The organism is Xanthobacter oligotrophicus, assembly GCF_008364685.1.
GTDB lineage: Bacteria > Pseudomonadota > Alphaproteobacteria > Rhizobiales > Xanthobacteraceae > Xanthobacter > Xanthobacter oligotrophicus.
The window spans coordinates 387,716-412,053 of record NZ_VTTL01000003.1; the positions used below are offsets into that span (position 1 = coordinate 387,716).

Annotated in this window: 19 protein-coding genes; 8 read left to right on the top strand and 11 right to left on the bottom strand. The window is 68.4% G+C overall.

What is annotated here, in order from left to right:
* The first annotated feature begins 24 nt into the window (after positions 1-24).
* A complete protein-coding gene (locus FZ033_RS06645) occupies positions 25-336 on the top strand; it encodes a polyhydroxyalkanoic acid system family protein (protein WP_149575350.1) in 312 nt (103 codons plus the stop codon).
* A gap of 87 nt (positions 337-423) precedes the next feature.
* On the opposite strand, the gene FZ033_RS06650 is transcribed toward FZ033_RS06645, so the two are convergent.
* Positions 424-1,209 carry a class I SAM-dependent methyltransferase gene (locus FZ033_RS06650; protein WP_149575351.1) on the bottom strand — a complete coding sequence of 262 codons (786 nt, stop codon included), beginning with the start codon at positions 1,207-1,209 and terminating at the stop codon, positions 424-426.
* A gap of 140 nt (positions 1,210-1,349) precedes the next feature.
* Between FZ033_RS06650 and FZ033_RS06655 the strand changes: the two genes are divergently transcribed.
* Positions 1,350-2,882 carry a YifB family Mg chelatase-like AAA ATPase gene (locus FZ033_RS06655; protein ID WP_149575352.1) on the top strand — a complete coding sequence of 511 codons (1,533 nt, stop codon included), beginning with the start codon at positions 1,350-1,352 and terminating at the stop codon, positions 2,880-2,882.
* A 56-nt stretch (positions 2,883-2,938) separates the two neighbouring features.
* Here the strand turns inward: FZ033_RS06655 and FZ033_RS06660 are convergent, their stop codons facing one another.
* Positions 2,939-3,532 (bottom strand): hypothetical protein, encoded by a 594-nt coding sequence (locus FZ033_RS06660; protein ID WP_149575353.1) that lies wholly within the window; start codon positions 3,530-3,532, stop codon positions 2,939-2,941.
* A 379-nt stretch (positions 3,533-3,911) separates the two neighbouring features.
* Here FZ033_RS06660 and FZ033_RS06665 point away from each other — a divergent pair, with 379 nt between their 5' ends.
* Together FZ033_RS06665 and arfB are read left to right on the top strand one after the other, a co-directional pair.
* Positions 3,912-5,060: a GNAT family N-acetyltransferase gene (locus tag FZ033_RS06665; protein WP_149575354.1), complete on the top strand. Its 1,149-nt coding sequence runs from the start codon at positions 3,912-3,914 to the stop codon at positions 5,058-5,060.
* 223 nt (positions 5,061-5,283) lie between these two features.
* A complete protein-coding gene (arfB, locus tag FZ033_RS06670) occupies positions 5,284-5,706 on the top strand; it encodes an alternative ribosome rescue aminoacyl-tRNA hydrolase ArfB (protein WP_149575355.1) in 423 nt (140 codons plus the stop codon).
* Positions 5,707-6,060: 354 nt separating this feature from the next.
* Here the strand turns inward: arfB and recN are convergent, their stop codons facing one another.
* The 8 genes from recN to murB all read right to left on the bottom strand — a co-directional run bounded on the left by recN (position 6,061) and on the right by murB (position 16,764).
* The gene (recN, locus tag FZ033_RS06675) at positions 6,061-7,758 is read right to left on the bottom strand and encodes a DNA repair protein RecN (RefSeq protein ID WP_149575356.1); all 1,698 of its coding nucleotides are present in this window, start codon (positions 7,756-7,758) and stop codon (positions 6,061-6,063) included.
* Between the two features lie 6 nt (positions 7,759-7,764).
* On the bottom strand, positions 7,765-8,619 hold the full coding sequence (locus FZ033_RS06680; protein WP_149575439.1) for an outer membrane protein assembly factor BamD: 855 nt from the start codon (positions 8,617-8,619) through the stop codon (positions 7,765-7,767).
* Between the two features lie 541 nt (positions 8,620-9,160).
* The gene (gene lpxC / locus FZ033_RS06685; protein ID WP_149575357.1) at positions 9,161-10,096 is read right to left on the bottom strand and encodes a UDP-3-O-acyl-N-acetylglucosamine deacetylase; all 936 of its coding nucleotides are present in this window, start codon (positions 10,094-10,096) and stop codon (positions 9,161-9,163) included.
* A 512-nt stretch (positions 10,097-10,608) separates the two neighbouring features.
* Positions 10,609-12,405 (bottom strand): cell division protein FtsZ, encoded by a 1,797-nt coding sequence (ftsZ, locus tag FZ033_RS06690; RefSeq protein ID WP_149575358.1) that lies wholly within the window; start codon positions 12,403-12,405, stop codon positions 10,609-10,611.
* 88 nt (positions 12,406-12,493) lie between these two features.
* Positions 12,494-13,819: a cell division protein FtsA gene (ftsA, locus tag FZ033_RS06695; protein WP_188079349.1), complete on the bottom strand. Its 1,326-nt coding sequence runs from the start codon at positions 13,817-13,819 to the stop codon at positions 12,494-12,496.
* A complete protein-coding gene (locus tag FZ033_RS06700; RefSeq protein WP_149575359.1) occupies positions 13,816-14,691 on the bottom strand; it encodes a cell division protein FtsQ/DivIB in 876 nt (291 codons plus the stop codon). The genes ftsA and FZ033_RS06700 overlap by 4 nt, the downstream gene beginning before the upstream one ends.
* 80 nt (positions 14,692-14,771) lie before the next feature.
* Positions 14,772-15,692 (bottom strand): D-alanine--D-alanine ligase, encoded by a 921-nt coding sequence (locus FZ033_RS06705; RefSeq protein ID WP_149575360.1) that lies wholly within the window; start codon positions 15,690-15,692, stop codon positions 14,772-14,774.
* Positions 15,693-15,810: 118 nt separating this feature from the next.
* On the bottom strand, positions 15,811-16,764 hold the full coding sequence (murB, locus tag FZ033_RS06710) for a UDP-N-acetylmuramate dehydrogenase (RefSeq protein ID WP_149575361.1): 954 nt from the start codon (positions 16,762-16,764) through the stop codon (positions 15,811-15,813).
* 138 nt (positions 16,765-16,902) lie between these two features.
* Between murB and FZ033_RS06715 the strand changes: the two genes are divergently transcribed.
* Entirely contained in the window at positions 16,903-17,604 is a 702-nt protein-coding gene (locus FZ033_RS06715; RefSeq protein ID WP_149575362.1) for a sulfite oxidase-like oxidoreductase, read from the top strand.
* Positions 17,605-17,644: 40 nt separating this feature from the next.
* Here FZ033_RS06715 and FZ033_RS06720 read toward each other — a convergent pair whose 3' ends face one another.
* Complete coding sequence (locus FZ033_RS06720; RefSeq protein ID WP_149575363.1) at positions 17,645-18,562, bottom strand: LysR family transcriptional regulator; 918 nt, start codon at positions 18,560-18,562, stop codon at positions 17,645-17,647.
* 200 nt (positions 18,563-18,762) lie between these two features.
* On the opposite strand from FZ033_RS06720, the gene FZ033_RS06725 reads away from it, so the two are divergent.
* The 3 genes from FZ033_RS06725 to FZ033_RS06735 all read left to right on the top strand — a co-directional run bounded on the left by FZ033_RS06725 (position 18,763) and on the right by FZ033_RS06735 (position 24,299).
* On the top strand, positions 18,763-19,545 hold the full coding sequence (locus tag FZ033_RS06725) for an alpha/beta hydrolase (protein WP_232847354.1): 783 nt from the start codon (positions 18,763-18,765) through the stop codon (positions 19,543-19,545).
* A gap of 37 nt (positions 19,546-19,582) precedes the next feature.
* Positions 19,583-20,821 carry an efflux RND transporter periplasmic adaptor subunit gene (locus tag FZ033_RS06730; protein WP_149575365.1) on the top strand — a complete coding sequence of 413 codons (1,239 nt, stop codon included), beginning with the start codon at positions 19,583-19,585 and terminating at the stop codon, positions 20,819-20,821.
* 238 nt (positions 20,822-21,059) lie between these two features.
* Complete coding sequence (locus FZ033_RS06735; protein WP_149575366.1) at positions 21,060-24,299, top strand: efflux RND transporter permease subunit; 3,240 nt, start codon at positions 21,060-21,062, stop codon at positions 24,297-24,299.
* Positions 24,300-24,338 lie beyond the last annotated feature (39 nt).

A 24,338-nucleotide genomic window follows, 5' to 3' on the forward strand; every position in this document is an offset into this window, starting at 1 on the left:
GAGACAGGCGCAGGAGACAGGCACATGGGCCAGCCGTTCACCGCTTCCATTCCGCACCGACTCGGCAAGGCGGAGGCGACACGGCGCCTTCAGGTGGGGCTCACCACCGTGCGCTCGCGCTTCGGCCGCCACATCGCCATCCTCCAGGAGGTCTGGACCGGCGAGCACCTGGACTTCCGTATCGCTGCCCTCGGCCAGACCGCGAACGGCACCCTCGACGTGACGGAGGAGGCCGTCCACCTGTCCGTCGAATTGCCATTCCTCCTCGACCTTCTGGCCCGAAAAGCGCAGGACCTCATCAAGAAACAGGGCCGGCTGATGCTGGAGAAGAAATAGGCTGTCGTCCTCACCGCCGCCAAATCCCCCAGGGCCCCATTCCCGTAAGGAACCGAGGCCGCGGAGGATAGAGCGCCAGCACCGCGCTCAGGCCGGTTCCAGTTCCAGTGTCAGCGTGTCGAGAGTGAAGGAGCCATCCGCCTCGATCTCGAAATGCTCGGCCACATCCCGGCTCGCCCCGGCGACCAGGGATCTTATGGCCGCCACGTGCAGTTCAGGCGTGCGGATCCGCTCGACCCAGGCACTGAACTCGAGCCGCAGACGTCGCTTGGCGGTTCGCATGACCCGAAAGCCGGCGCCCTCCGCATGCTCCACCCATTCCGCCTCGCGATAGTCGCGGCCATGGGAGGGATCGCGCAACACCTCGATGGTTTGCAGGAAGCTGTCCGCCACCGGCCAGTCGGGAGCGATCACATCCATCACCATGGCACGCCCGTCCGCCTTCAAGACCCGCCGCGCCTCACCCATCGCCGCCGGAACATCCCGCCAGTGGTGGGCACTGAAGCGGGTGGCGACGAAATCGAAGCTGGCGTCAGAAAACGGCAGGCGCTCGGCCACGCCCTGCCGGGTAGAGATGTTGGTGAAGCCGCGCTGCCCCGCTTCCGCGGCGACGGCGCCCAACATGTCATCGGAGAGATCGTAGGCCACAACCTCGGCCACGAACGGCGCAGCCGCGAAGCTCACATGCCCGCCGCCGCACCCAAGATCCAGCAGCCGCCCTGGCCGCAGCTCAGCAACCAGCGCCGACAAGGCTTCGAGGTCCGCACCGCGCGCATGTACGGCGCTCGCCACATAAGCGGCCGCCTGAGGGCCGAACATGTCGGCCACATGCGCCTCGTGGCTGCGCATTCCGCCCGCTGACCCGTCCGTCATCTTGTGCCCCTGTTCGCTGAAGCCGCGCCAGAATAACCGCGGCTGCGGACGTGGCAAGGAAAATTGTTCCGCTTTCGTTCTTGTCGTTGCGGTAATCCTCCGCTACCGTAGGATGCAGGCAGTCGAGCGGGGTGGGTGCGGTGATCCAGCGGGTTGCGACAGTCGCATTCGAGGGGGTGGACGCGCGCCCCGTGGACGTCCAGGTGCATGTCGCGGCGGGCCTGCCGGCCTTCACCATCGTCGGCTTGCCGGATAAGGCCGTGTCGGAGGCGCGCGAGCGCGTGCGGGCGGCACTCATCGCCTCGGGCCTTGCGCTGCCCGCGCGGCGCATCACGGTCAATCTCGCGCCGGCCGACCTGCCGAAAGAGGGCTCCCACTACGATCTGCCCATCGCACTCGGGCTCATGGCCGCCATCGGCGCCATACCGTCCGACGCGCTCGACGGCTTCACCGTGGTGGGAGAGCTGGCGCTCGACGGGGCCATCGCCGCGGTGGCCGGCGTGCTGCCCGCGGCCATCGGCGCCAACGCGCGCGGGCACGGCCTCATCTGCCCTGCCGCGTGCGGCGCGGAAGCCGCCTGGGCCAGCCCCGACATGGAGATCCTGGCGCCGCAATCCCTCATCCAGCTCGCCAACCACATGACCGGCCGGCAAGTGATGGGCCGGCCCGAACCCAGGATGAAGGCGCCGGGGGAAAACATGCTCGACCTGAAGGACGTGAAGGGGCAGGAGACGGCGAAGCGCGCCCTCGAGGTCGCCGCGGCTGGTGGGCACAATCTTCTGTTCATCGGGCCGCCGGGCGCGGGAAAATCCATGCTGGCCCAGAGGCTTCCCTCCATCCTGCCGTCCCTGTCTCCCGCCGAGATGCTCGATGTGTCCATGATTGCGTCGGTGGCCGGCTCCATCGAGGACGGCGCGCTGATGGACCGCCGCCCATTCCGCGCGCCACACCATTCCGCCAGCATGGCCGCCATGGTGGGCGGCGGCGTGAAGGCGAAGCCCGGTGAAGTCTCCCTGGCGCACAATGGCGTCCTCTTCCTGGACGAGCTGCCGGAATTCTCTCCCCAGGTTCTCGACTCCCTGCGTCAGCCCCTGGAAACGGGAGAGGTTCTAATCGCGCGGGCGAACCATCGTGTCACCTACCCCTCGCGCTTCCAGCTGATCGCGGCCATGAATCCATGCCGGTGCGGCCGCGCGGGCGAGCCCGGCTTCACCTGCAAGCGCGGCGCGCGCTGCGCCGACGAGTATCAGGCCCGGCTGTCCGGCCCCTTCCTCGACCGCATCGACATTCATCTGGAAGTGCCGGCGGTGTCCGCCTCCGATCTCGTGCTGCCCGCCCCGACGGAGGGCTCGCGGGAAGTGGCGGCGCGGGTGGCCATGGCGCGGGAGATCCAGATGGAACGCTACGCCGCCCTCGGGCGGCGGGACGTGCGCACCAATGCCGAGGCCTCCGGCCCCCTGCTGGATCAGGTGGCAACGCCGGACCCGGGCGGCGCGGCCCTCCTGCGCGACGCCGCGGACGCAATGCGCCTCAGCGCCCGCGGCTATCACCGGGTCCTGAAGGTGGCGCGCACCCTCGCCGACCTTGACGGCGCCGATGGTGTCGGACGCCGTCACCTCGCGGAGGCACTGGCCTATCGCGCCGCCGCTGAACGCCCGAGGGCGGCCGCATGATCTCCAATCAGAAGCGAAGCGACGCCCTGCGGCGCCGCTTCGGAGCTTGGGCCGGCTCAGCGAACGGCGTTGACGGCCAGGCCTTCGAGATAGGTGATCTGTGCGAGGTCGCCGGGCTGGACCTGTTGCAGGTCGGCAAGCACCTTGTCATTCGCCGCGCGCACGGTGCGCACGCCACCGTCAGGCCCTTCGAAGGTGACCGTTCCGGCGGCCTTGTCCACTGCCACGAAGATGGTCGTCAGCGTCACCTCGCGCACGCCGAAGCCTTCCGGCCAACCGGGCAGGCCGGCGTCCAGCGCCACCTCGTTCATCACCTCTCCCGGCTTGCCCTGCCGCGCCTTGCCAAGGGCGGTGACCACGCCGGGCGCCACGCGGATGATCAAGGTCTCGCCATTTCGAAAGAAGGTGAGGTCGCCCAGCAGCGGCGGCGCGATCACCGCCCAGCGACGACCGGACGGATCTTCCAACACCACGCGCCGCGTCACGGGATCCGCAGACACGAACTTCGCCTTGTAGGTGAGAACCGTAATCTGGCCGGCACCCTGGACGATCACTGTGTCGACCTCGGCCGGCGTCGGCCGAGGCTGCGCAACAGCGATACCGGGCGCGATCTGCACCAGACCTGCGGCCAGCGCCACAGCCGCGAACATTCCACGAACAATAGACATCATGCCCCCCTTGGTCTCACGGGCGCCTTCGTGCCGGCGCCTCACCCTGGCGCTAGCACCGCACCGGATGCCCCGCAAGGCGGGGAACGCCGATGCTTGCCTCGACGCGCCAGCACCTGTGCTGTCGTGGGCCTGGATCCCGAGGCCGGCGGCCCTGCTCCATTGTCACATGGGCGTCGAAAAACTATGGTGTTGGTGACGTTCATGGCCTGGTAGCCGAGGGTACCGGTTCCGGGGGGCGATAGGGGCGACGCCTAGTGTCTCGGATCGCGCCCCTGCTGGCGCGGTTCCAGGGGCGGGGCCGGATGTTCAGGGATGGCGCGCGCGCCGCAGGCGGCGGCCCGGGGAGGGGGTCGTTGCAATGAAACGGACAGGACAGACCGATCCAAGCTTCAGCCTGCCGGCCCTGTTCGGGCGCGGCATCGACGTTGCCCGTGATCTGGCACGCGATTTTGCGCGCGATCTCTCCTGGGACATGACGCGAGGCGACGCGCGGTCCGGCTTCGGGCAGGCCGGCGCCGGCCTTGGCACCATCGGGCCCATCAGCCGCGAAAGCGCATTCCACGTCCCGTTCGAAAAAACAATCGGGCAGGCGATGCCCGGCAAGCCCGCCATGTACGTACCGCAGAAGCTGGTGACCGATTTCCGCGCTTATTCGGGCATCCGCTACAAGGACGCGTTGCCGCCGGATCCGGACGGCCTCGTGCTCGGGCGCCTCGGCGCGCTGGAGGTGCGGCTCGCCCGCACCGCGCGCGACGTACGGCGCGCCCAGCGCCTGCGCTACAAGGTGTTCTACGAGGAGATGTCGGCGGTGCCGGATGGACCAGCCCGCCTCGCCCGCCGCGACATGGACAGTTTCGACGCCATCTGCGAGCACCTGCTCGTGCTCGACCACGACGCGGGCAAAATGGTGCTCGGCCGGCGCAAGCCCAAGGTGGTGGGCACCTACCGCCTGCTGCGGCAGGAGGTCGCTCAACGCCACGGCGGCTTCTATACCCAGGGCGAGTTCGACGTGAACGGCATCATCGCCGCCCACCCGAACCTCCGGTTCCTGGAACTCGGCCGCTCGTGCGTGCTGAAGCCCTACCGCAACAAGCGTACCGTAGAACTGCTCTGGCACGGCGTGTGGACCTACATCCTGCGCAACAAGATCGACGCCATGTTCGGCTGCGCGAGCCTGGAAGGTACCGACCCTACGGCGCTCGCCTTGCCGCTCTCCTTCCTCCATCACAATGCGCTGGCGCCGGACGAATGGCGCGCGCGAGCCGTGGAGGGCCGCTACGTGAGCATGGATCGCATGGCGAAGGCGGAGATCAACCCGAAGGCCGCGTTGCAGGCCCTGCCCCCGCTCATCAAGGGCTATTTGCGCCTCGGCGGCTTTGTCGGCGACGGCGCGGTGGTGGACCACCAGTTCGGCACCACCGACGTGCTCATCATCCTGCCGGTCTCGGTGATCAGCCCCCGCTACGTGGAGCATTTCGGCCCCACCGCGAACCGCCACGCCATCTGAGCTGAGCGGCGGCCAGCGCCGGCGTCGCGGCCATTTGCCGAACCACGAAGGGGACGGAGCCGCTTGCGCACGGCAAGGCGAACCGTCGACGCCGTTGGTCGGCGGCGACGTTTGGTCTAAGAGCGATGGCGCCTGGGCTGGCGGCCTGTGTGGTGCCGGCGGGCGGGAGGCCGAATGCGGCCCGCGAGCCCTTGCGGTCGCGCTCGACGCCGAAGGTTCTGCCATGATCGAAATCACGCCCCGCATCGCCATCTCGGAGGACGAGATCGAACTCTCCTTCGTGCGCGCCTCGGGGCCGGGCGGGCAGAATGTGAACAAGGTGTCGAGCGCAGTGCAGTTGCGCTTCGATGCCGCCGGCTCGCCCAACCTGCCGGAGGGGGTGAAGAACCGCCTGGTCCGGCTGGCCGGAAAGCGGATGACCCAGGGCGGCGTCATCATCATCCAGGCACAGCGTTACCGCACCCAGGAGCGCAACCGCGAGGACGCTCTCGAGCGGCTGGTCGAGCTCATCCGCAGCGCGACCATCGTGGCGCCAATCCGCCGGCCTACCCGGCCCACCCTGGGCTCCAAGGAGCGACGCCTCGCGGCCAAGGAACGGCGTGGCGAAGTCAAATCCCTGCGCCGCGACAAGCCACAGGCGGATTGATGCCACAGGCGGATTGATTCGGAGTCTGGCGGTGCGGTACGGGCGAGTTGGTCCCGTCGGCGGCGGAGCGGGGATCTGATTCCCAGGGGCCCAAGACGTGCGAACGGGTTCGCATCGTTATTCCGGGCCGCCCGATCAGGCGAAGCGTCCGCTCTCCCGGCGAACCGAAGGGTTGCAGCACACGCGCAAAACTTAAGGAAAGAAAATGCCTTATACCATCGGCCTCGGTCTTCGACCGATGCCGAGTGGGTGACGCTCAAGCGCCGCGCGGGCTTGACCAATGGCCCATGAGTCAAGCTCACGGGCCATTGGTATTAGCCGATCCGATTGCGGTGCGAGCCGATCGGCGCAGCCCTACCGCGCAGCCTTCAGCAGGCGGTCGGCGGCGGCGCGGGCTTCGGCGGTCACGGTGGCACCGGCCAGCATGCGCGCGATTTCCTCGCGCCGGGTGGTGGCGTTGAGGGGCGCCACCCGCGTGGTGACCGGCGCGTCCTCCGCGAGCCCGTCCTGTCCCGGCGCACCGTCCGCGGTCGCCTTGGCGATGAGCAGATGGTGACGCGCCCGGGCCGCCACCTGCGGCGCATGGGTCACGCACAGCACCTGCACCTTCTGGGCAAGCCGCCCCAGGCGCTGGCCGATGGCATCCGCCACCGCGCCCCCGACGCCGGTGTCGATCTCGTCGAAGATGAGGGTGGGGGCAGATCCGCGATCCGCCAGCACCACCTTAAGCGCCAGCAGGAACCGGGACAGCTCGCCACCAGATGCCACCTTCATGAGAGGCCCCGGTCGCGTTCCGGGATTGGTGCGCACCCAGAATTCCACCTGGTCGTAGCCGTCCGGCCCGGCCGAGGCGGGATCGCTGGTGACCTTGGTGATGAAGGCGGCGCGCTCCAGCTTCAAGGGTGGCAGCTCGGCCACCACCGCCGCGTCGAGCACGCCGGCCGTCGCCTGGCGCTCCGACGACAGGTCGGCTGCCGCCGCGCGATAGGCGGTTTCCGCCGCAGCCACGGTCTTCTCCAGGCGGGCGAGGGTGGCCGCACTCTGGTCGAGGCGTTCAAGCTCCGCGGAGAACCGCGCCGCCACCGCGGGCAGGTCGTCCACGCTTGCCGCGTATTTGCGGGCTGCGGCGCGCAACGCGAACAGCCGCTCCTCGATGCGCTCCAGCTCCGCCGGCTCGAAAGCGGCATCCGCCAGCGCCACCTCGAGATGGGCGCGGGCGATCTCCAGCGCGTCCAGTGCCTGGTCGATAGCCTCCACGGCGGGCCGCACCAGATCCTGCGCCTCCCCGGCGCGGCGCTCCAGCCGGCGGACGGCGGCGGCCAGCGAGGGCACCGGCGAGCTGCCGCCGGCCACCGCGTCCAGCGCCTCGTCGAGGTCGGCGGCGATCTTTTCCGAGCGCATCATGCCGGTGCGGCGCTCGGACAGCGCCGCCTCTTCCCCGACCTCGGGCGCAAGGGCGGTGAGTTCCTCCACCGCATGGCGGGTGAAATCGGCCTCCCGGGCGGCGATCTCCAGCCGCTCCCGCTCGGCTCTGGCGTCCGACAGGGCCGCACGCCACGCTTTCCACAAGGCCCCGACGGCCTCCGCTTTGGCGCCGAGGCCACCGAAGGCATCGATGACGACGCGATGGCTGGCCGGGTCCACCAGGGCGCGGTCATCATGTTGGCCGTGCAGCTCGATGAGGCTTGCGCCGATGAGGCGGAGCGTCTGCACGCTCACCGATTCCTCGTTCACGCTCGCCCGCGTGCGCCCGTCCGCCATCTGGATGCGGCGCACCACGAGGGGGCCTTCGTCCGGAAGCTCGGCGGCGGCGAGTATGGCGTGGGCGGGATGGTCGGGGGACAGGTCGAAGGTGAGCGTCACCTGCCCTTTGGGCAGGCCGTGTCGCACCAGAGCGCCGTCACCGCGCCCGCCAAGGGCGAGGGACACGGCATCGAGCAGGATCGACTTGCCAGCACCCGTCTCACCCGTGAGGACCGTGAGGCCTTCCGAGAGGGTGAGATCGAGCTTCTCGATGAGGACGATGTCCCGGATCGAGAGCGCTGCCAGCATGGATGATCAGCCAAGCCCCATCTTCTTGAACGCCTGGCTGATCCAGGACGCCTTGTTCTCTTGCGGTTCGACCCCTCCGGCCTGAACCAGCTTGTAGGCGTCCTTGTACCACGAACTGTCGGGGAAGTTATAGCCGAGTACGGCGGCGGCGGTCTGCGCCTCGTTCACCACGCCGAGCGCCATATAGGCCTCGGTGAGGCGATACAGGGCCTCTTCCACCTGGCGCGTCGTCTGATACTGCGTCACCACGATTTTGAAGCGGTTGATGGCGCCCGTGTAGTTGCGCTGCTCCAGATAGTAGCGACCGATCAGCATCTCCTTGCCGGCGAGCTGGTCGCGGGCGACCTCGATCTTCTTCTTCGCCGTAGCGGCGTATTCGGTGTTCGGATACTTGCGCGCCACGTCTTCAAGAGCATCAAGTGCTTGCCGCGTCTTGCGCTGGTCGCGGGTAATGTCGGGAATATTCTCGTAAAGCGCGGAGGCGACGAGATAATGCGCGTAGGCCGCATCCTGCGATCCGGGATACAGCGCGATGTAGCGCTTACCCGTCGCGATGGCCTCGTCGTATTTGCCGGCCTCGAAATAGGCGTAGGTGGTCATGAGCAGCGATTTGCGCGCCCATTCCGAATAAGGATGGGTCTTGTCCACATCCTCGAAGCGCTTGGCGGCCTTCTCCGGCTCCTGCCGGCGCAGCAGGGTCAGGCCCTCGTTATAAATCTTCTCCGCCGGCTCGTCGGGGGGCAGCACGTCGTCCTTGTCGCTGGCGCAGCCGGTCACAAGCAGCCCCATCACCAGGGCGAGTGCCAGCGCTCCGCCGCGGACGACGGCGCGCACCTTCAGGACCTCGTAAAAGAATCGCATCACGGTTCAGCTTCCGTCCCGCGCCCCTGGGCGCTGCTTGTAAAGGAGGATTGCCGGCCGGGACATGGCGCCACGATGGCACCGTCCGACCTTGGTCCTCACCCCGTCGTTGGAGCCTGTTCCCGTACCCGGCTCGAGGCGCCGGCCATAGAACACGCACCTGCCACAGCTTCGTCCCCGCCGCGTCTTCCCCACCCGGCCCCGCCCGCCGGGCCGGAGGAAAAAATTTCCGTCTCCGCGCTATCGGGGCTTTCGGTCGGCAATGTGGCGGAGCGGCGGCATGGCCGTGCCCATGGTCGGCCAGCGCCGCACTGTGGCGTCCCCGCAACGCCGGCTCACGACTTGTTCGGCCCCGGCCGGATGACACCGGCAGGAGCCCACTTTGCGATGGTTTCCGGCTCCATTGGGGCAGATCCGGCCCCAATGAACGGGAATCCAGGTTAAAAAACCGCAAGCGCCGGCACAAACCGCAAGCGAAGCCCGCCCCAAAACGCAAGCGGCGCCCGCGTGGGGCGCCGCTTTAATACGAGCAAAGAACCGATCAGACTTCCGGTGCGAACACCGGCACCGGGGCCGAGACACCCATGTCGGCACCCACCGTGTCGCGCACGGGACGAGCCGGGGCCTCCACCACCGCATAGGCGGAGCGGTCGGAGAAGAGGGCGTCCACCACCTGGTAGTTCAGCTTGTGGCCGCCGCGGAAGGAGCGGTAGCGGGCGAGCAGGGGCAGGCCGGAAAGGGCGAGATCGCCGACCGCATCGAGGGCCTTGTGCCGCACGAATTCGTCGGTGAAACGCAGGCCGCCCTCATTCATCACGCCGGCCTCGTCGAGGCACACGGTGTTCTCCAGCGCCGCCCCGCGGGCATAGCCGGCAGCGCGCAGGCGCTCCACATCCTTCAGGAAGCCGAAGGTGCGGGCACCGGCCAGTTCGCGGCGGAACACGGCGGGGGACATGGTGGCGGCGAAGCGCTGACGACCGATGGCGTCGTGGGCGAACTCGATTTCCACTTCCAGGCGGAAGCCCGCGTCGTAGGGCAGAAGCTCTCCGAAGGAGGCGCCGTTCTCCACCCGAACCGGCTTCAGCACCTTGAGATACTTGCGGCGGCCGCGCACCTCGGTGACGCCGGCGGCATCGATGGCGGCCACGAACTCGGCGGCGCTGCCGTCGAGGATCGGAACTTCCGGCCCATCGATCTCCACCACCGCATTGTCGATCGCAAGGCCATGGAAGGCAGCGAGAAGATGCTCGACGGTGGAGACAAGGGCGCCGGAGCGATCACCGAGGACGGTGGCAAGGTCGGTGGCCTGAACCGAAGTGCGGCTCACGGTGGCCTTGCGGGGCGCCTGATCGGCGAAGGAGCGGACGAAGACGATACCGGTGTTCGCGAGGGCAGGCTTCAAAGTGACGGTCGCGTCGACGGCCGCATGGACACCCGCACCTTTGAGCGTGATCTCGCGAGCCAGTGTCGTCTGCATGTCGATGCGTCCCGTATCGGAGCTGGGGTCCGCTGCCTCATGGCCGCCGCAACCCGTCCCTCAAACCTTCACCTTGCGTTCCCACTTTCGCCTCGGTTGTACCAACAAACTGTCAACGCGAGGCGTGTGGAACCTTTGGAATGGGTGCACCCTAGTCGCCGGAACAGGCGACGCCAAATCACGCTTGCCTACCAACTGTTACCAAGCTTCGGCTTAAATTTTCCATTAACTATCAAATCGTTAGCGATGCCGACGCCAAGCGCGTCGCGGCGACTGTTACAGGCTGCGCAATACCGTCGCAGGCTGGTCGCGCCCGAATCACGATGGCTCCACGCCCCCGTCCATACGAAAACGGCACCGGTCTTGCGACCGATGCCGGGAACACAACAAAGCCTCAGGTTGCATCCGGACGGAGGGTGGGGGGGACGCCTCCCGGCCGGTCGCCTCATCCGCGATCCCACAGATGCCAGGGCATCCGGGATCGCGTCTGATCAGGACTTGGTCCCGACTTCTCAGTTGGCCTGGCGGCGCAGAAAGGCGGGGATCTCCAGCTGATCGTCCTCGTGGTGCGGGCCCGGACGGGACGGCACTTCAGCGGCCGGACGGGCCGGCGGACGCTTGGCGAATTCCGACACCGGCGGCTCGCCGGCACGGCCCGGAAGGGTCGGACGCACGTCACGGGTCTCCTGGCGCGTTTCCTGGCGGGTCTCTTGCCGGGGCTCGGGCCGGGCGTCCTGCCGCGGCTCCACCGGACGGCGCTCGGGGGCGCGCATGCTCGGCTGGTCGCGACGCTGGGGCTCCGGCTCCTCCTCGCGGCGGCCCACATGGGCGAGACGCTGCAGAAGGGTCATGCGCTTCTTGTCGGGCTGCGGCTGCTCAACCGGCGGCTCGCCACGCTGGGCGCGGATCTGGTTCTGGCCGGGCAGCGGCAGCTCGTCCACGCGCGGCATGCGCTGGCTGCGCGGGCGCTGGCCCTGCGGCGGGATGTAGGGCGCGAACTCGTCCTCCACCATGGGCGCGGGGGGAGCTGCGGGTTCCGGCTCGGCGAAGTAGGAGGGCTTGGGCGCGGCGGCGCGGATGGTCACGTCGTCGATGGCGACCGCCTGCTGGGGCGCCGGGGCGGCGGGTGCATAGGCCTGCGGGGCGTAAGCCGCGTGAGCCTGCGCCGCCTGGGCCTGGGCATCCTCCATGCCGATGAGGTCCTCGGCCGAGATGGAGGCGACGGCGGTGCGGATCTGCGCCTCGCGGGTCGCCTCGACGGCGGCGCGGCCGGCGTTGGAGATCTTGCGGCCGGCCAGATCGGGGTAGCGCTCGGCGCCGGGGCTGATCTGGTCGGGGATGACCGCCGGGTCGATGCCGGTGGCCACCACGGACACGCGGATGATGCCGTCCAGCACTTCGTCGAAGGTGGCGCCGAGGATGATGTTGGCGTCGGGGTCCACTTCCTCGCGGATGCGGGTCGCCGCCTCGTCCACCTCGAACAGGGTCATGTCCTTGCCGCCGGTGATGGAGATGAGCAGGCCACCGGCCCCGCGCATGGAGGTCTCGTCCAGCAGCGGATTGGCGATGGCGGCCTCGGCGGCCTGGATGGCGCGCTTGTCGCCGGAGGCTTCGCCCGTGCCCATCATGGCCTTGCCCATGTCGCGCATCACGGCGCGCACGTCGGCGAAGTCGAGGTTGATGAGGCCTTCCTTCACCATCAGGTCGGTGATGCAGGCGACGCCCGAATAGAGCACCTGGTCGGCCATGGCGAAGGCGTCGGCGAAGGTGGTCTTCTCGTTCGCCACCCGGAACAGGTTCTGGTTCGGGATGACGATGAGGGTATCGACGCTCTTCTGCAGCTCGCTGATGCCGTGCTCGGCGACGCGCATGCGCCGCGCGCCCTCGAAGTGGAAGGGCTTGGTCACCACGCCGACGGTGAGGATGCCGAGCTCACGAGCGGCCCGCGCCACCACGGGAGCGGCCCCGGTGCCGGTGCCGCCGCCCATGCCGGCGGTGATGAACACCATGTGCGAGCCGGAGAGGTGATCCCGGATCTCGTCGATAACTTCCTCGGCCGCGGCGCGGCCGACTTCCGGCTGCGAGCCGGCGCCGAGACCCTCGGTCACCGCCACGCCCATCTGCACCACGCGCTCGGCCTTGGTGAGCGAGAGCGCCTGGGCGTCGGTGTTCGCCACCACGAATTCCACCCCGTGGAGGCCGGCGGTGATCATGTTGTTCACCGCGTTGCCACCAGCACCGCCCACACCGAACACCGTGATTCGGGGACGAAGCTCACGAATGTCGGGCATCTGAAGATTGATCGTCATGCTTTTGCTCCGTCGAACCCGATCGGCCTGTCCGCCTCTCACGAATCCTGTCTGACCACTGTGTTAGCCCAGGCTTCGTTAACCATGTCTAAAAGCTGTCCTTCAGCCAGCGTCCCACGCGGCCGAAATAATTCGGGCTCTCGCCCACCACCGCCTGCCTGCGGCGGGGCTCGAAGTGTTCCAATCCTGCCACCTGAGGGTAAACAAGAAGCCCTGCTGTCACCGCGAATGCAGCACCGCGCGCCGCCTCCGGAAGCCTGGAAACGCCAAGCGGCCGGCCGATGCGCACCTGCGGCCCGATGAGCCGCGCCACCAGGTCCGGCAGGCCCTGGAGCTGCGCCGCGCCACCGGTGAGCACGATGCGCCGGCCGGCGTCGCCGGCGTGTCCGGAGGCCTTCAGGCGATCGCGCACCAGTTCGACAATTTCTTCCGCCCGGGGGCGGACGATGGTGACGAGGCGCGATTTCGGCACCATGTGCGGCTGATCGCGCGAATCACCCGACAAGGGCGGCACGGTGAGCATGTCGTGGTCGTCGGAGGAGACCGCCACCACCGCGCCGTGCAGGGCCTTCATGCGCTCCGCGTCGGCAAGGCGCGCCGGCAGGCCGCGGGCCACGTCGTTGGTGATGTGCTGGCCGCCCAGGGCCACGCCGTCCACATAGAGGCAGTGACCGCCGGCGACGATGGAGAAGGTGGTGGTCCCCGCCCCCATGTCGATGAGGGTGACGCCCAGCTCCATCTCGTCGTCGGTGAGGGAAGAGAGCGCCGCCGCATAGGGCGCCGCCACCATGGCCTCGATGGAGAGATGGCAGCGCTCCACGCACAGGACGAGATTCTTCAGCGCCGTGAGATCGGCGGTGATGACGTGCATGTCGGCGCCGAGCTGGCGCCCCAGCATGCCGCACGGCTCGCCGATGCCGCGCCGCCCGTCCAGCGAATAGCCCACCGGCAGGGCGTGCATCACCGCCTGCCCGTCACCCACGCCGTAGGTGGAGGCGGCCTCCAGCACGCGGCGGATGTCGAATTCCTCCACCGCCGGGGCGGTGAGGCGCACGGCGGCCTCATAATGCTGGGAGGCAAGCCGCCCGCCGGAGACGCCCACCACCACGGAGGCGATCTGCACCCCCGAGGCGCGCTCGGCCATGTCCACCGCCTGGCGGATGGCAAGTTCCGCCTTGGCCATGTCCACGATGGCGCCGCCCTTGATGCCGTGGGCGCGGGTGTGGCCGATGCCGAGCACATCGATGGCATGGGTGCGCCGCGTGAGCACATCCGATGCGGCGCGCGGCTTCAGCCGTGCGATGGCGCACACCACCTTGCTGGTTCCGATGTCGAGCACGCCGACGATGCCGCTCTTTTTCGGCGGCATCGGGCGCATCTTCGGCGCGAAGCCCTGGGCGAGCCTGTGCCTCATGCTGGGCCTCCCTTTTTAGCCTTGGCCCGCGCCTTGAGCATCTGCGCACGGGCGTCGGCAGCGGCATCCGAAAGCCGAACCACGACGCGGTCCGGCAGGCGCAGGTCCACGATGGAAACATCGCGGCTGAGCAATTTTTTCTCGCGGTCGAGATCCATGAGCGCCACCAGGGCCTCATCCAGGCCTTCTTCCGGCAGGCGCACGTCGATGCCGTTGCGCATCTTCAGGGTCCAGCGGCGCTCGGCCACGCGGATGGCGGCGCGCACCTGGTCGCGCAGGGCCGGCACCCGGGCCAGCGCGTCCACCACCTCGCCCACCTTCTTCTGCGCGCCCTCGCCCACCACGATGGGCAGCTGCACGTAGCGCGGATCGTCCGAATAGGGCGCGATGGGGATACCGTCGCGGGCGATGACCTTCAGCTCGCCGTTGACCTGCCACAGGGCGAAGGCCTGCCGCTCGGCCACCGCGATGTCGATGCGGTCGGGATAGAACTTGCGCACGCTGGCCGACTGGATCCACGGCAGCGCCTCCAGGCGCGCCCGCATCTCGTCGGCGTTGAGGAACAGGATGGAGGTGGAGGACTTGATGCCCGCCGTCTCCAGGATTTCCGCCGGGGTGACGTGGTTGTGGCCGGAAATGTTGACTTCCTTGACCTTGAAGCCGGCCACGTTGCCGGCCGCATCCGCCACGTCGATCACGATGCCCTTGGCCGTCTCGGCGTGGCCGCCGAGCATGACGCCGTAGGCCGAGAAGCCGCCCACCACTGCGATGGTGAGCAGGCTGGCGCTGCGCCGGCCGAGCCGGGACGAGGCGAGGCGCACCGTCAGGCGGCGCAGCAGGAGGGACATGCGGCTGGTGGGGCGCGGCTCCACCGGCAGGCGCTTGTGCCGGCCCGGCGGCGGCAACGGAACCGGACGCTGCGGCGGTCTCCTCCCCGCCTCGGGGCGGGGCCTTAGCGCTCCAGCGAAGCGTCCTCCACCATCCATGTCACAAGCTCACCGAATGAGATGCCCGCGTGGGCGGCCAGTTCAGGCACCAGAGACGTCTCAGTCATCCCGGGCTGGGTGTTCACCTCGAGGCAGATCAGGCCGGAGCCATCCCCTCTCGAAGGGTCGAACCGAAAGTCGCTCCGCGACACCCCCCGGCATCCGAGAGCTCGGTGCGCCGTGAGGCTTAACATCTGCACCCGTTGGTAAATTTCGGGTAAAATCCGGGCCGGAAGAATGTGCTGCGAGCCGCCCGGTGCATATTTGCTTTCGTAATCGTAAAACTTCTGTGTGGACTCGATCTCGATCACGTCCAGCACTTTGTCGCCCATCACCGCGCAGGTGAGTTCGAGGCCGGGAATAAATTCTTCCGCCAGAAGATTTTCTCCGTGCGACCAATCCTCCCGGGTCAATTCCTGCGGCGGATGGGCCTGGTCTTCGCGCACGATGAAGACGCCGACGCTGGACCCTCCTGCATTGGGCTTCAGCACGTAGGGCCGCGCCATGATGTGCGCCTTTGCCGCCTCGGCGCGGGAGACGAGGCCGCCCTTCGCCACCGGGACCCCGGCGGCGGCGAGCATGATTCGCGCCTGCGCCTTGTCCATGGCGAGGGCGGAGGCCAGCACGCCGGAATGGGAATAGGGGATGCGCAGGATTTCGAGGATGCCCTGGATGGTGCCGTCCTCGCCGGGCTGGCCGTGCAGCACGTTGAACGCCACATCGGGCGCAAGGCGCGTCAGCACCTCGGCCACGTCGCGGCCAACGTCGACGCGGGTGACCTGATAGCCCGCCGCCTCCAGCGCTCCGGCGCAGGCGGCGCCGGAACGCAGGGAGACTTCGCGCTCCGACGACCAGCCGCCCATGAGCACCGCCACGTGTTTCGCCATGATCTGAATTCCCGGTCTGTCCACGGCCCGGCCGCGCGCCCGATGACGCTCCTGCCCAGTGCCCCAAAATGGCGCCTCAAGATGGCGCCATTGCCTTGCGCCTTTGCTAATGGCCCGCTCAGGACGCCGCAGGCAGGCCGATGCGCTTGATTTCCCATTCCAGCTCGACGCCGCACTGGGCCTTCACCCGGCGGCGTACTTCCTCGCCCAGCCCCTCGATCTCGGCGGCGGTGGCGCCGCCCAGGTTGATGAGGAAGTTGGTGTGCAGCTCGGATACCTGCGCCCGGCCCATGGTGAGGCCCCGGCAGCCGGCGGCGTCCACCAGCTTCCAGGCGCTGGTGCCCGGCGGGTTCTTGAAGGTGGAACCGCCGGTGCGGCTCTTGATGGGCTGGGTCGCCTCCCGGCTTTCGGTGATCTTCGCCATCTCGGCGGCGATCAGCGCCGGATCGCCGGGCCGCCCCTCGAACACGGCGCGGGTGAAGACCACGTCCGCCGGCACGCCGCAATGGCGGTAGGTGAAGCCCATCTCTGCGTTAGTGAAGCGCACCTTCTCGCCGGTGCGGGTGACGACGTCCGCACCCACCAGCACGTCTTTGGTCTCGCCGCCATAGGCGCCGCCATTCATGCGCAGGGCGCCGCCCACAGCGCCGGGAATACCGCGCAGGAAGGAGAAGCCGGCAAGGCCCGCATCGGCCGCCGCCCGCGCCACCTTCACGTCCGGAACGCCGGCGCCGGCGATGATGCAGTTGCCCTCCACCGCGATATCCGTGAAGCCGCGCGCAAGGCGGATCACCACCCCCGGCACGCCGCCGTCGCGCACGATGAGGTTGGAGCCGAGGCCGATGACGGTCACCGGCACCTCCGCCGGCAGGCCGGCGAGGAAAGCGGCGAGATCGTCCTCGTCCGCCGGCACAAACAGCACCTGGGCCGGGCCGCCGACGCGGAACCAGGTGAAATCGGCGAGGGGCGCATTGGCCTTCAGGGACCCGCGCAGGCCTGGAAGACGCGCTTTGAGGCCGGGGACCAGGTCCTCGAAGCCCTGTCCCGCCGGGTGTGTCTGTGCCACGCTCATCCTGCCCGTCCGTCCATCATAAGGGTCGCTCTCCCATAACAGGGTCGCGAGGGCAAGCATCGCCGGCTTTTGCCGGGCCGCCATGACGTGGCATCATGGCAATCCAATCGCCCTTCCCTTTCGCCTGGAGCTGCCCCCATGAGCGAAGACATTCGCGAAGACCTGCATCAAGGCCCCGGCGCCGACCCGTCGCTGCCGCCCGATACCAAGCTCACCACCACCAAGCAGCGCTGGGCGCAGGAAGGGCGCTTCCTCACCGGCCGTGTCACCCGCCCGGAGACCGAACGCCTGCCCGCCGGCCAGCATCTGGTGAAGGACTGGCCGGTGCTCGACCTCGGCATGACGCCGGTGGTGACACGGGAGGCCTTCCGGCTCGACGTGACCGGTGCGGTGGAGACCGCCCTGTCGCTGGACTGGGACGGCTTCCGCGCCCTGCCGCAGACCCGCAATGTCAGCGACATCCACTGCGTCACCACCTGGTCGCGCTATGACAATGCCTTCGAGGGCGTCTCTACCCGCGAGTTGCTGGAGCGGGTGAGGCCCGCCCCTCATGCGGCGGCGGTGATGCTGCATTCCTACGACGGCTACACCACCAACCTGCTGCTGGAGGACTTCGCCGCCGAGGACGCGGTAATCGCCCATTCGTGGGAGGGATCGCCGCTCACCCGCGAGCATGGCGGGCCAGTGCGGCTGGTGGTGCCGCACCTGTATTTCTGGAAGAGCGCCAAGTGGCTGAAGGGCATCGAGTTCATCGCCCGCGACACCGCAGGCTTCTGGGAGGCCCGGGGCTACCACATGCGCGGCGACCCCTGGGCCGAGGAGCGCTATTCGGACGACTGAAACGCGCGCGCCGGCCTCACCGGGATCACGCCGCCCCCGATCACGCGGCCCGGCGGGCGAGGTCGGAGCGGGCGAACAGCTCCGCCACCCAGTCCACGAACACCCTCAGGCGGTTGGAGAGGTGACGGCTCGGCGGATAGACCACGTGGATGGGCATGGTGCCGGCGGTCCAGTCGGTGAGCACGCGCACAAGCGCCCCGGAAGCGAGGTGCTCATCCACCTGGAACACAGGCGCCTGGATCACGCCGAGGCCGGCGAGGCCGGCGGCGATATAGGCGTTGCCGTCGTTGCAGGCCACGCGGTAATCGCCCGTCATCTCCACCACCTCCGAGCCCCGGACGAACTCGAACGGGTGGTAACGTCCCGTCTGCGCGCTGAAATAGCGGACCATCACATGGCCGGCCTCGAAATCGTGCGGGTGTGAGGGCGCGCCACAACGGGCGATGTAGGCCGGGGCCGCCACCGCCTCGAGGCTCAGCTCGCCGATGCGGCGGGCAACCAGGTTGGGATCGTGGATCTCGCCCACGCGGATCACGCAGTCCACGTTCTCGCCCAAGAGGTCCACCGGCCGGTCGGTGCAGCCCACATCCAGCGCGATGTCGGGATAGCGGGCCAGGAAGTCCGGCAGGGCCGGGATCAGCAGACGGGTGGCGAGCGACGGCGACAGGTCGATACGCAGGCGGCCCTGCGGCAGGGCCTGCGCTGTGGAAAGCGAGCCGTCCAGCTCGTCGAGATCGTTGAGGATCAGCAGCGCCCGCTCGTAATAGGCCGCACCGTCGGGGGTGACGGTGACGCGCCGCGTGGTGCGGTTGAACAGGCGCGTGCGCAGGTGAAGCTCCAGCGATTGCACGTGCTTGGTCAACGTCGCCTTGGGCATGTCCATGAGGTCGGCGGCGCGGGTGAAATTCCCGGTTTCCACCACCCGCACGAAGGCCCGCATCGCAGCAAGCTGGTCCATATTCCAACCTTCCGCCCCGAAAATATATGCCAATTATTCACATACGTGAATAATGATACCATGTTTCGAGGCTTTATCGGCATTATCTAGATCAATATCGTTCTCGCACTGCACAAAGCGGACATTCCCGCCAGCATCGAGGACAGTTCGCGATGGCCCCCCACTGGCAAGAGACATCCCTGCAGACGCAAGCCGGCCCCATGCCGGCGCGGCTGTATGGTGTCCGCCCCAGCAAGGGCGCGGTTCCGCTTATTTTACACCTGCACGGCGGCGCTTTCACCGGCGGCACGCTGGAGTGCGGTGCCTATATCGCCGCCCTTCTGGCAGAAGCCGGCGCCGTGGTGGTCTCGGCCGACTATCCACTGGCCTGCGAGCACCCCTTCCCCTTCGCCCTGACCGCCGCCTTCGGCGCACTGGCAGCCCTCTACAACCGCCGGGGCGAGTTCGCCGGCCGCAGCGCCCCGCTCTACGTGGCGGGGGAGGAATCGGGTGGCAACCTTGCCGCCGGCCTCGCCATGATGGCGCGTGACCAGCAAGCGCCCCCCCTCGCCGGCCAGATCCTCATCTCGCCCATGCTTGACCCCAGCCTCGCCACCGCCTCGCTGCGCGCGGCCGAGGCCGGCACCTGCGGCTGCAAGTGGGCGGATGGCTGGCAGAAATATCTGGGCTCCCCCGAGAAGGCCGCCCACCCCTACGCCGCCCCCCTCGCCTCCTCCCGCCTGCAAGGCCTGCCCCCCGCCTTGGTGGTGAGCGCACAGGACTGCCCCATGCGGGACGAGAGCGCCCGCTATGCCTGCGCGCTGGAGAAGGCCGGCGTCGCCACCGAGCTTCACATCCTGCCCGGCCCGACCCACTGGCACGAAGGCATCTCTGCGCCGCCCGAACGGCCCGAAGCTTGGGCCGGCACGATGCGCACCCTTTTCTCCCGCTTCTTCGAATCGTCACGGCCACGTCGGCGCAAGCCGGCCGTGGCCGTCCTGTGACCGCCCGACATCCAGAACCGCCTCAGGGATCTGCCCCATGATCACCCCGACACCCGCCCCGACCATCACCGCCAGCACCCGCAAAGCCCGCCTGCGAAATCGTCTACTACTCGGCTCCGTCGCCCTCGCCGCCGTCCTCGGCACGCTTTACGGCCTGCCCCAGACCAGCGCCCATGCCGAGAAGCCGGCCGCGGCGGCGCCCGCCGCCGTCCCGGTCTCCGTCGCCACCGTGGAGCCCCGCGACGCGCGGCTGTTCGAGACCTTCTCCGGCCGCCTCGAGGCGGTGGAGCGGGTGGAGGTGCGCTCGCGCGTGGCCGGCGCCATCAAGGCCATCCATTTCCGCGAGGGCGCCCTGGTGCGCGAGGGCGAGTTGCTCGTCTCCATCGATCCCGAGCCGTTCGAGGCTGAAGTCGCCGAGGCCGAGGCCCAGGTGGCCGCCGCCCAGGCCCGCGTGGAACTTGCCCGCAACGAACTGGAGCGCGGCCAGCGCCTCTGGAATTCCCGCACCGTCTCCCAGCGCGACCTCGACGAGCGCGTGAACGGCCAGCGGGCCGCCGAGGCGGCCCTGCGCGCCGTCGAGGCCAAGCTCACCTCGGCCAAGCTCAGCCTCTCCTACACCCGCGTCCGCGCCCCGGTGTCAGGACGGGTGGGCAAGTCCGAGATCACGGTGGGCAACCTTGTCGCCGCAGGTCCCGGCGCGCCGGTGCTCACCACCCTAGTGTCGGTGGATCCCATCTATGCCAGCTTCAATGCGGACGAGGCCACCGTCTCCCGCGCCCTCGCCGGGCTCGGTGCCGGCGCCGACGTGTCCGACCAGCTCGACCGCATCCCCGTGCTCATGACCACCTCCGCCGGCGGCACGCCGGTGGAAGGCCACATGCAGCTGGTGGACAACCAGGTGGACGTGCGCACCGGCACGGTGCGGGTGCGCGCCCGCTTCGCCAATGCCGACGGGCGGCTCCTGCCCGGCCAGTTCGCGCGCCTCGAAATGGGCCAGCCCGTCAGCGAGCCGGCCCTTCTCGTGAGCGAGCGGGCGGTGGGCACCGACCAGGACAAGAAGTTCGTCTTCGTGGTGGACGCCGCCAACACGGCGGTCTGGCGCGAGGTGACGCTCGGCGCCCCCGTGGACGGCCTCCGCGTGGTCACCAGCGGGCTGAAGGCCGGCGAGCGCATCGTCGTCAACGGCCTCCACCGCGTGCGCCCCGGCGCGCCGGTGACACCGCAGAGCGTGCCCATGCGGGTGACGGAAGCGGCTTCCGCGACCATCGCCAACTGACGCCTTACGCCGTCATGCCCCGGCCTGCCGGGGCATGACGGCAGAATTCCGAACCAATTTCGATCCCTCTCCCCCGCATGGGAGAGGGCGGGTGAGGGGCGGGCCGTGCGCTGCGCCCCCGGCAAGCGGCATCGCCCCTCACCCACCTTTTTCGTCCGCCCCTCCCGCACCCGGGCTGGGAAAGGACCCGTCCCGCGTTCCGAACCCCTTTAGCCACCCGCATCTTCGGGAGGGTCCCATGAACCTGTCCAAGTTCTTCATCGACCGACCCATTTTCGCGGGTGTGCTGTCTGTCCTCATCTTCCTCGCCGGCCTCATCTCCATGCGGGCCATGCCGATTTCCGAATATCCGGAAGTGGTGCCGCCGCAGGTGGTGGTGCGCGCCACCTATGCCGGCGCCAACCCCAAGGTGATCGCCGAAACCGTCTCGACACCTCTGGAAGAGGCCATCAACGGCGTCCAGGACATGCTCTACATGTCCAGCCAGGCCACCACCGACGGCCTGATGACGCTGACCGTCACCTTCAAGCTGGGCACCGACCCGGACAAGGCACAGCAGCTGGTGCAGAACCGCATCTCCCAGGCGGAACCCCGCCTACCGGAAGAAGTGCGGCGCCTCGGCATAACCACGGTGAAGTCCTCGCCCGACCTCACCATGGTGGTGCACCTCATTTCCCCCAATAATCGCTACGACACCACCTATCTGCGCAATTACGCGGTGCTGAACGTGAAGGACCGCCTCGCCCGCATCGAGGGCGTGGGGCAGGTTCAGCTGTTCGGTGCCGGCGACTATTCCATGCGCATCTGGCTCGACCCGCAGAAGGTGGCCGAGCACGGGCTGTCCGCCGCCGACGTGGTGCGCGAGATCCGCGCCCAGAACGTGCAGGCGGCCGCCGGCGTGGTGGGCGCCTCCCCCGGCGCTCCGGGCCTCGACCTGCAGCTGTCCATCAACGCCCAGGGCCGCCTCGCCAACGTGGAGGAGTTCGGCAACATCGTGGTGAAGAGCGGCGCCAACGGCGAGATCGTGCTGTTGAAGGACGTGGCGCGGGTGGAGCTGGGCGCCTCCGAATATGCCTTGCGCTCCCTGCTCAACAACACCCAGGCGGTGGCGGTGCCCATCTTCCAGGCGCCCGGCTCCAACGCCATCCGCATCGCCGACGAGGTGCGCCGGGTGATGGAGGAGATCAAGGCCAACATGCCGGAAGGCGTGGATTATTCCATCGTCTACGATACCACCCAGTTCGTCCGCGCCTCCATCGACGCGGTGGTGCACACGCTCTTGGAAGCGGTGCTGCTGGTGGTGCTGGTGGTGATCGTGTTCCTCCAGACCTGGCGGGCCTCCATCATCCCGCTGCTGGCGGTGCCGGTCTCCATCGTCGGCACGTTCGCGGTGATGCACCTGTTCGGCTTTTCCATCAATGCCTTGACCCTGTTCGGGCTGGTGCTCGCCATCGGCATCGTGGTGGATGATGCCATCGTCGTGGTGGAGAATGTGGAGCGCAACATCGAGGGTGGCCTCTCCCCCCGGGAGGCCACCTACAAGGCCATGCAGGAGGTGTCCGGGCCCATCATCGCCATCGCCCTGGTGCTGATCGCGGTGTTCGTGCCGCTGGCCTTCATCACCGGGCTAACTGGCCAGTTCTACAAGCAATTTGCCCTCACCATCGCCATCTCGACGGTGATCTCGGCGATCAATTCCCTCACCCTTTCCCCCGCCCTCTCGGCGTTGCTGCTGAAGGGGCATGATGCGCCCAAGGACCGCCTCACGCGCCTGATGGACTTCTGTTTCGGCTGGTTTTTCAAGGGCTTCAACAAGGCATTCGTGAAAGGCTCCAATGCCTATGGCAGTGTGGTGAAGCGCACCATCGCCCACAAGGCGATCATGCTGGGGCTCTACGTGGTCCTGGTGGCCATGACGGTGGTGCTGTTCCGCGCCGTGCCGCCCGGCTTCGTGCCGGGGCAGGACAAGCAGTATCTCGTTGGCTTCGCTCAGCTTCCAGACGGCGCCACGCTGGACCGCACGGAAGAGGTGATCCGCCACATGAGCGACATCGCCCTCAAGCAGGAGGGCGTGAAGTCGGCCATCGCCTTCCCTGGCCTCAGCATCAACGGGTTCACGAACTCCTCCAACTCCGGCATTGTTTTTGTCGGTTTGGACGAGTTCGAGGCACGCAAGTCGCCGGCCCTGTCCGGCAACGCCATCGCATTGACTTTGAACCAGAAATTCGCCGCCATCCCGGATGCGATGATCGCCATGTTCCCCCCGCCCCCGGTCCAGGGGCTCGGCACCATCGGCGGGTTCAAGTTCCAGATCGAGGATCGCGCCGGCCGCGGCTATGCCGCGCTCGATGAGGCGACCAAGGCGTTTCTCGCGAAAGCCGCCACCGCGCCGGAGCTGGCCGGCCTGTTCTCCTCCTACCAGGTGAACGTGCCGCAGCTGTTCGCCGACATCGACCGGGTAAAGGCGCGCCAGCTGAACGTGGCCGTCACCGACGTGTTCGACACCATGCAGATCTATCTGGGCTCGGCCTATGTGAACGACTTCAACACCTTCGGGCGCACCTACACGGTGCGGGTGCAGGCGGACGCCCCGTTCCGCGCCCGGCCCGAGGATGTGGGGACCCTGAAGGTGCGCTCGGCCACCGGCGAGATGATACCGCTCTCGGCGCTGCTCAAGGTGCGCTCGGCGGCGGGGCCGGAGCGGGCCATGCGCTACAACGGCTTCCTCTCGGCGGACGTGAACGGCGGCGCTGCCCCCGGCTTCTCCTCCGGAGAGGCGCAGGCGGCGGTGGAGCGCATCGCGGCCGAGACGCTGCCCAAGGGCTTCTCCTTCGAATGGACGGAGCTGACCTACCAGGACATCCTCGCCGGCAATTCGGCGGTGTGGGTGTTCCCGCTCGCCATCTTCCTCGTCTTCCTGGTGCTGGCGGCCCAGTACGAAAGCCTGATGCTGCCGCTCGCGATCATCATGATCGTGCCCACGGGCCTGTTCGCGGCCATGACCGGGGTGTGGCTCGCGGGCGGGGACAACAATGTCTTCACCCAGATCGGCCTCGTGGTGCTGGTGGGGCTTTCGGCCAAGAACGCCATCCTGATCGTGGAGTTCGCCCGCGAGCTGGAATTCGCCGGCCGCACCCCGGTTCAGGCGGCGCTGGAGGCGAGCCGGCTCAGGCTGCGGCCGATCCTGATGACCTCGCTCGCCTTCATCATGGGCGTGGTGCCGCTGGTCACCTCCATCGGCGCCGGGGCGGAGATGCGCAACGCCATGGGCACGGCGGTGTTCGCGGGCATGATCGGCGTGACCGCCTTCGGCATCTTCCTGACGCCGGTGTTCTACGTGATGCTGCGGGGCCTTGCGGGCAACCGGCCGCTCACCCAGCACGGTCACGGCACGGTGGAGCCGACGCCGGACGCGTCCCATGGGGCCGGCCATGGCGCCGCTGCCGCCGCTCCTCCGGCGCTTCAGCCGGGGGAGTGAGGAGTGGCTGGTCCGTTCGCGGGCCGGCAGGCGAGAAAA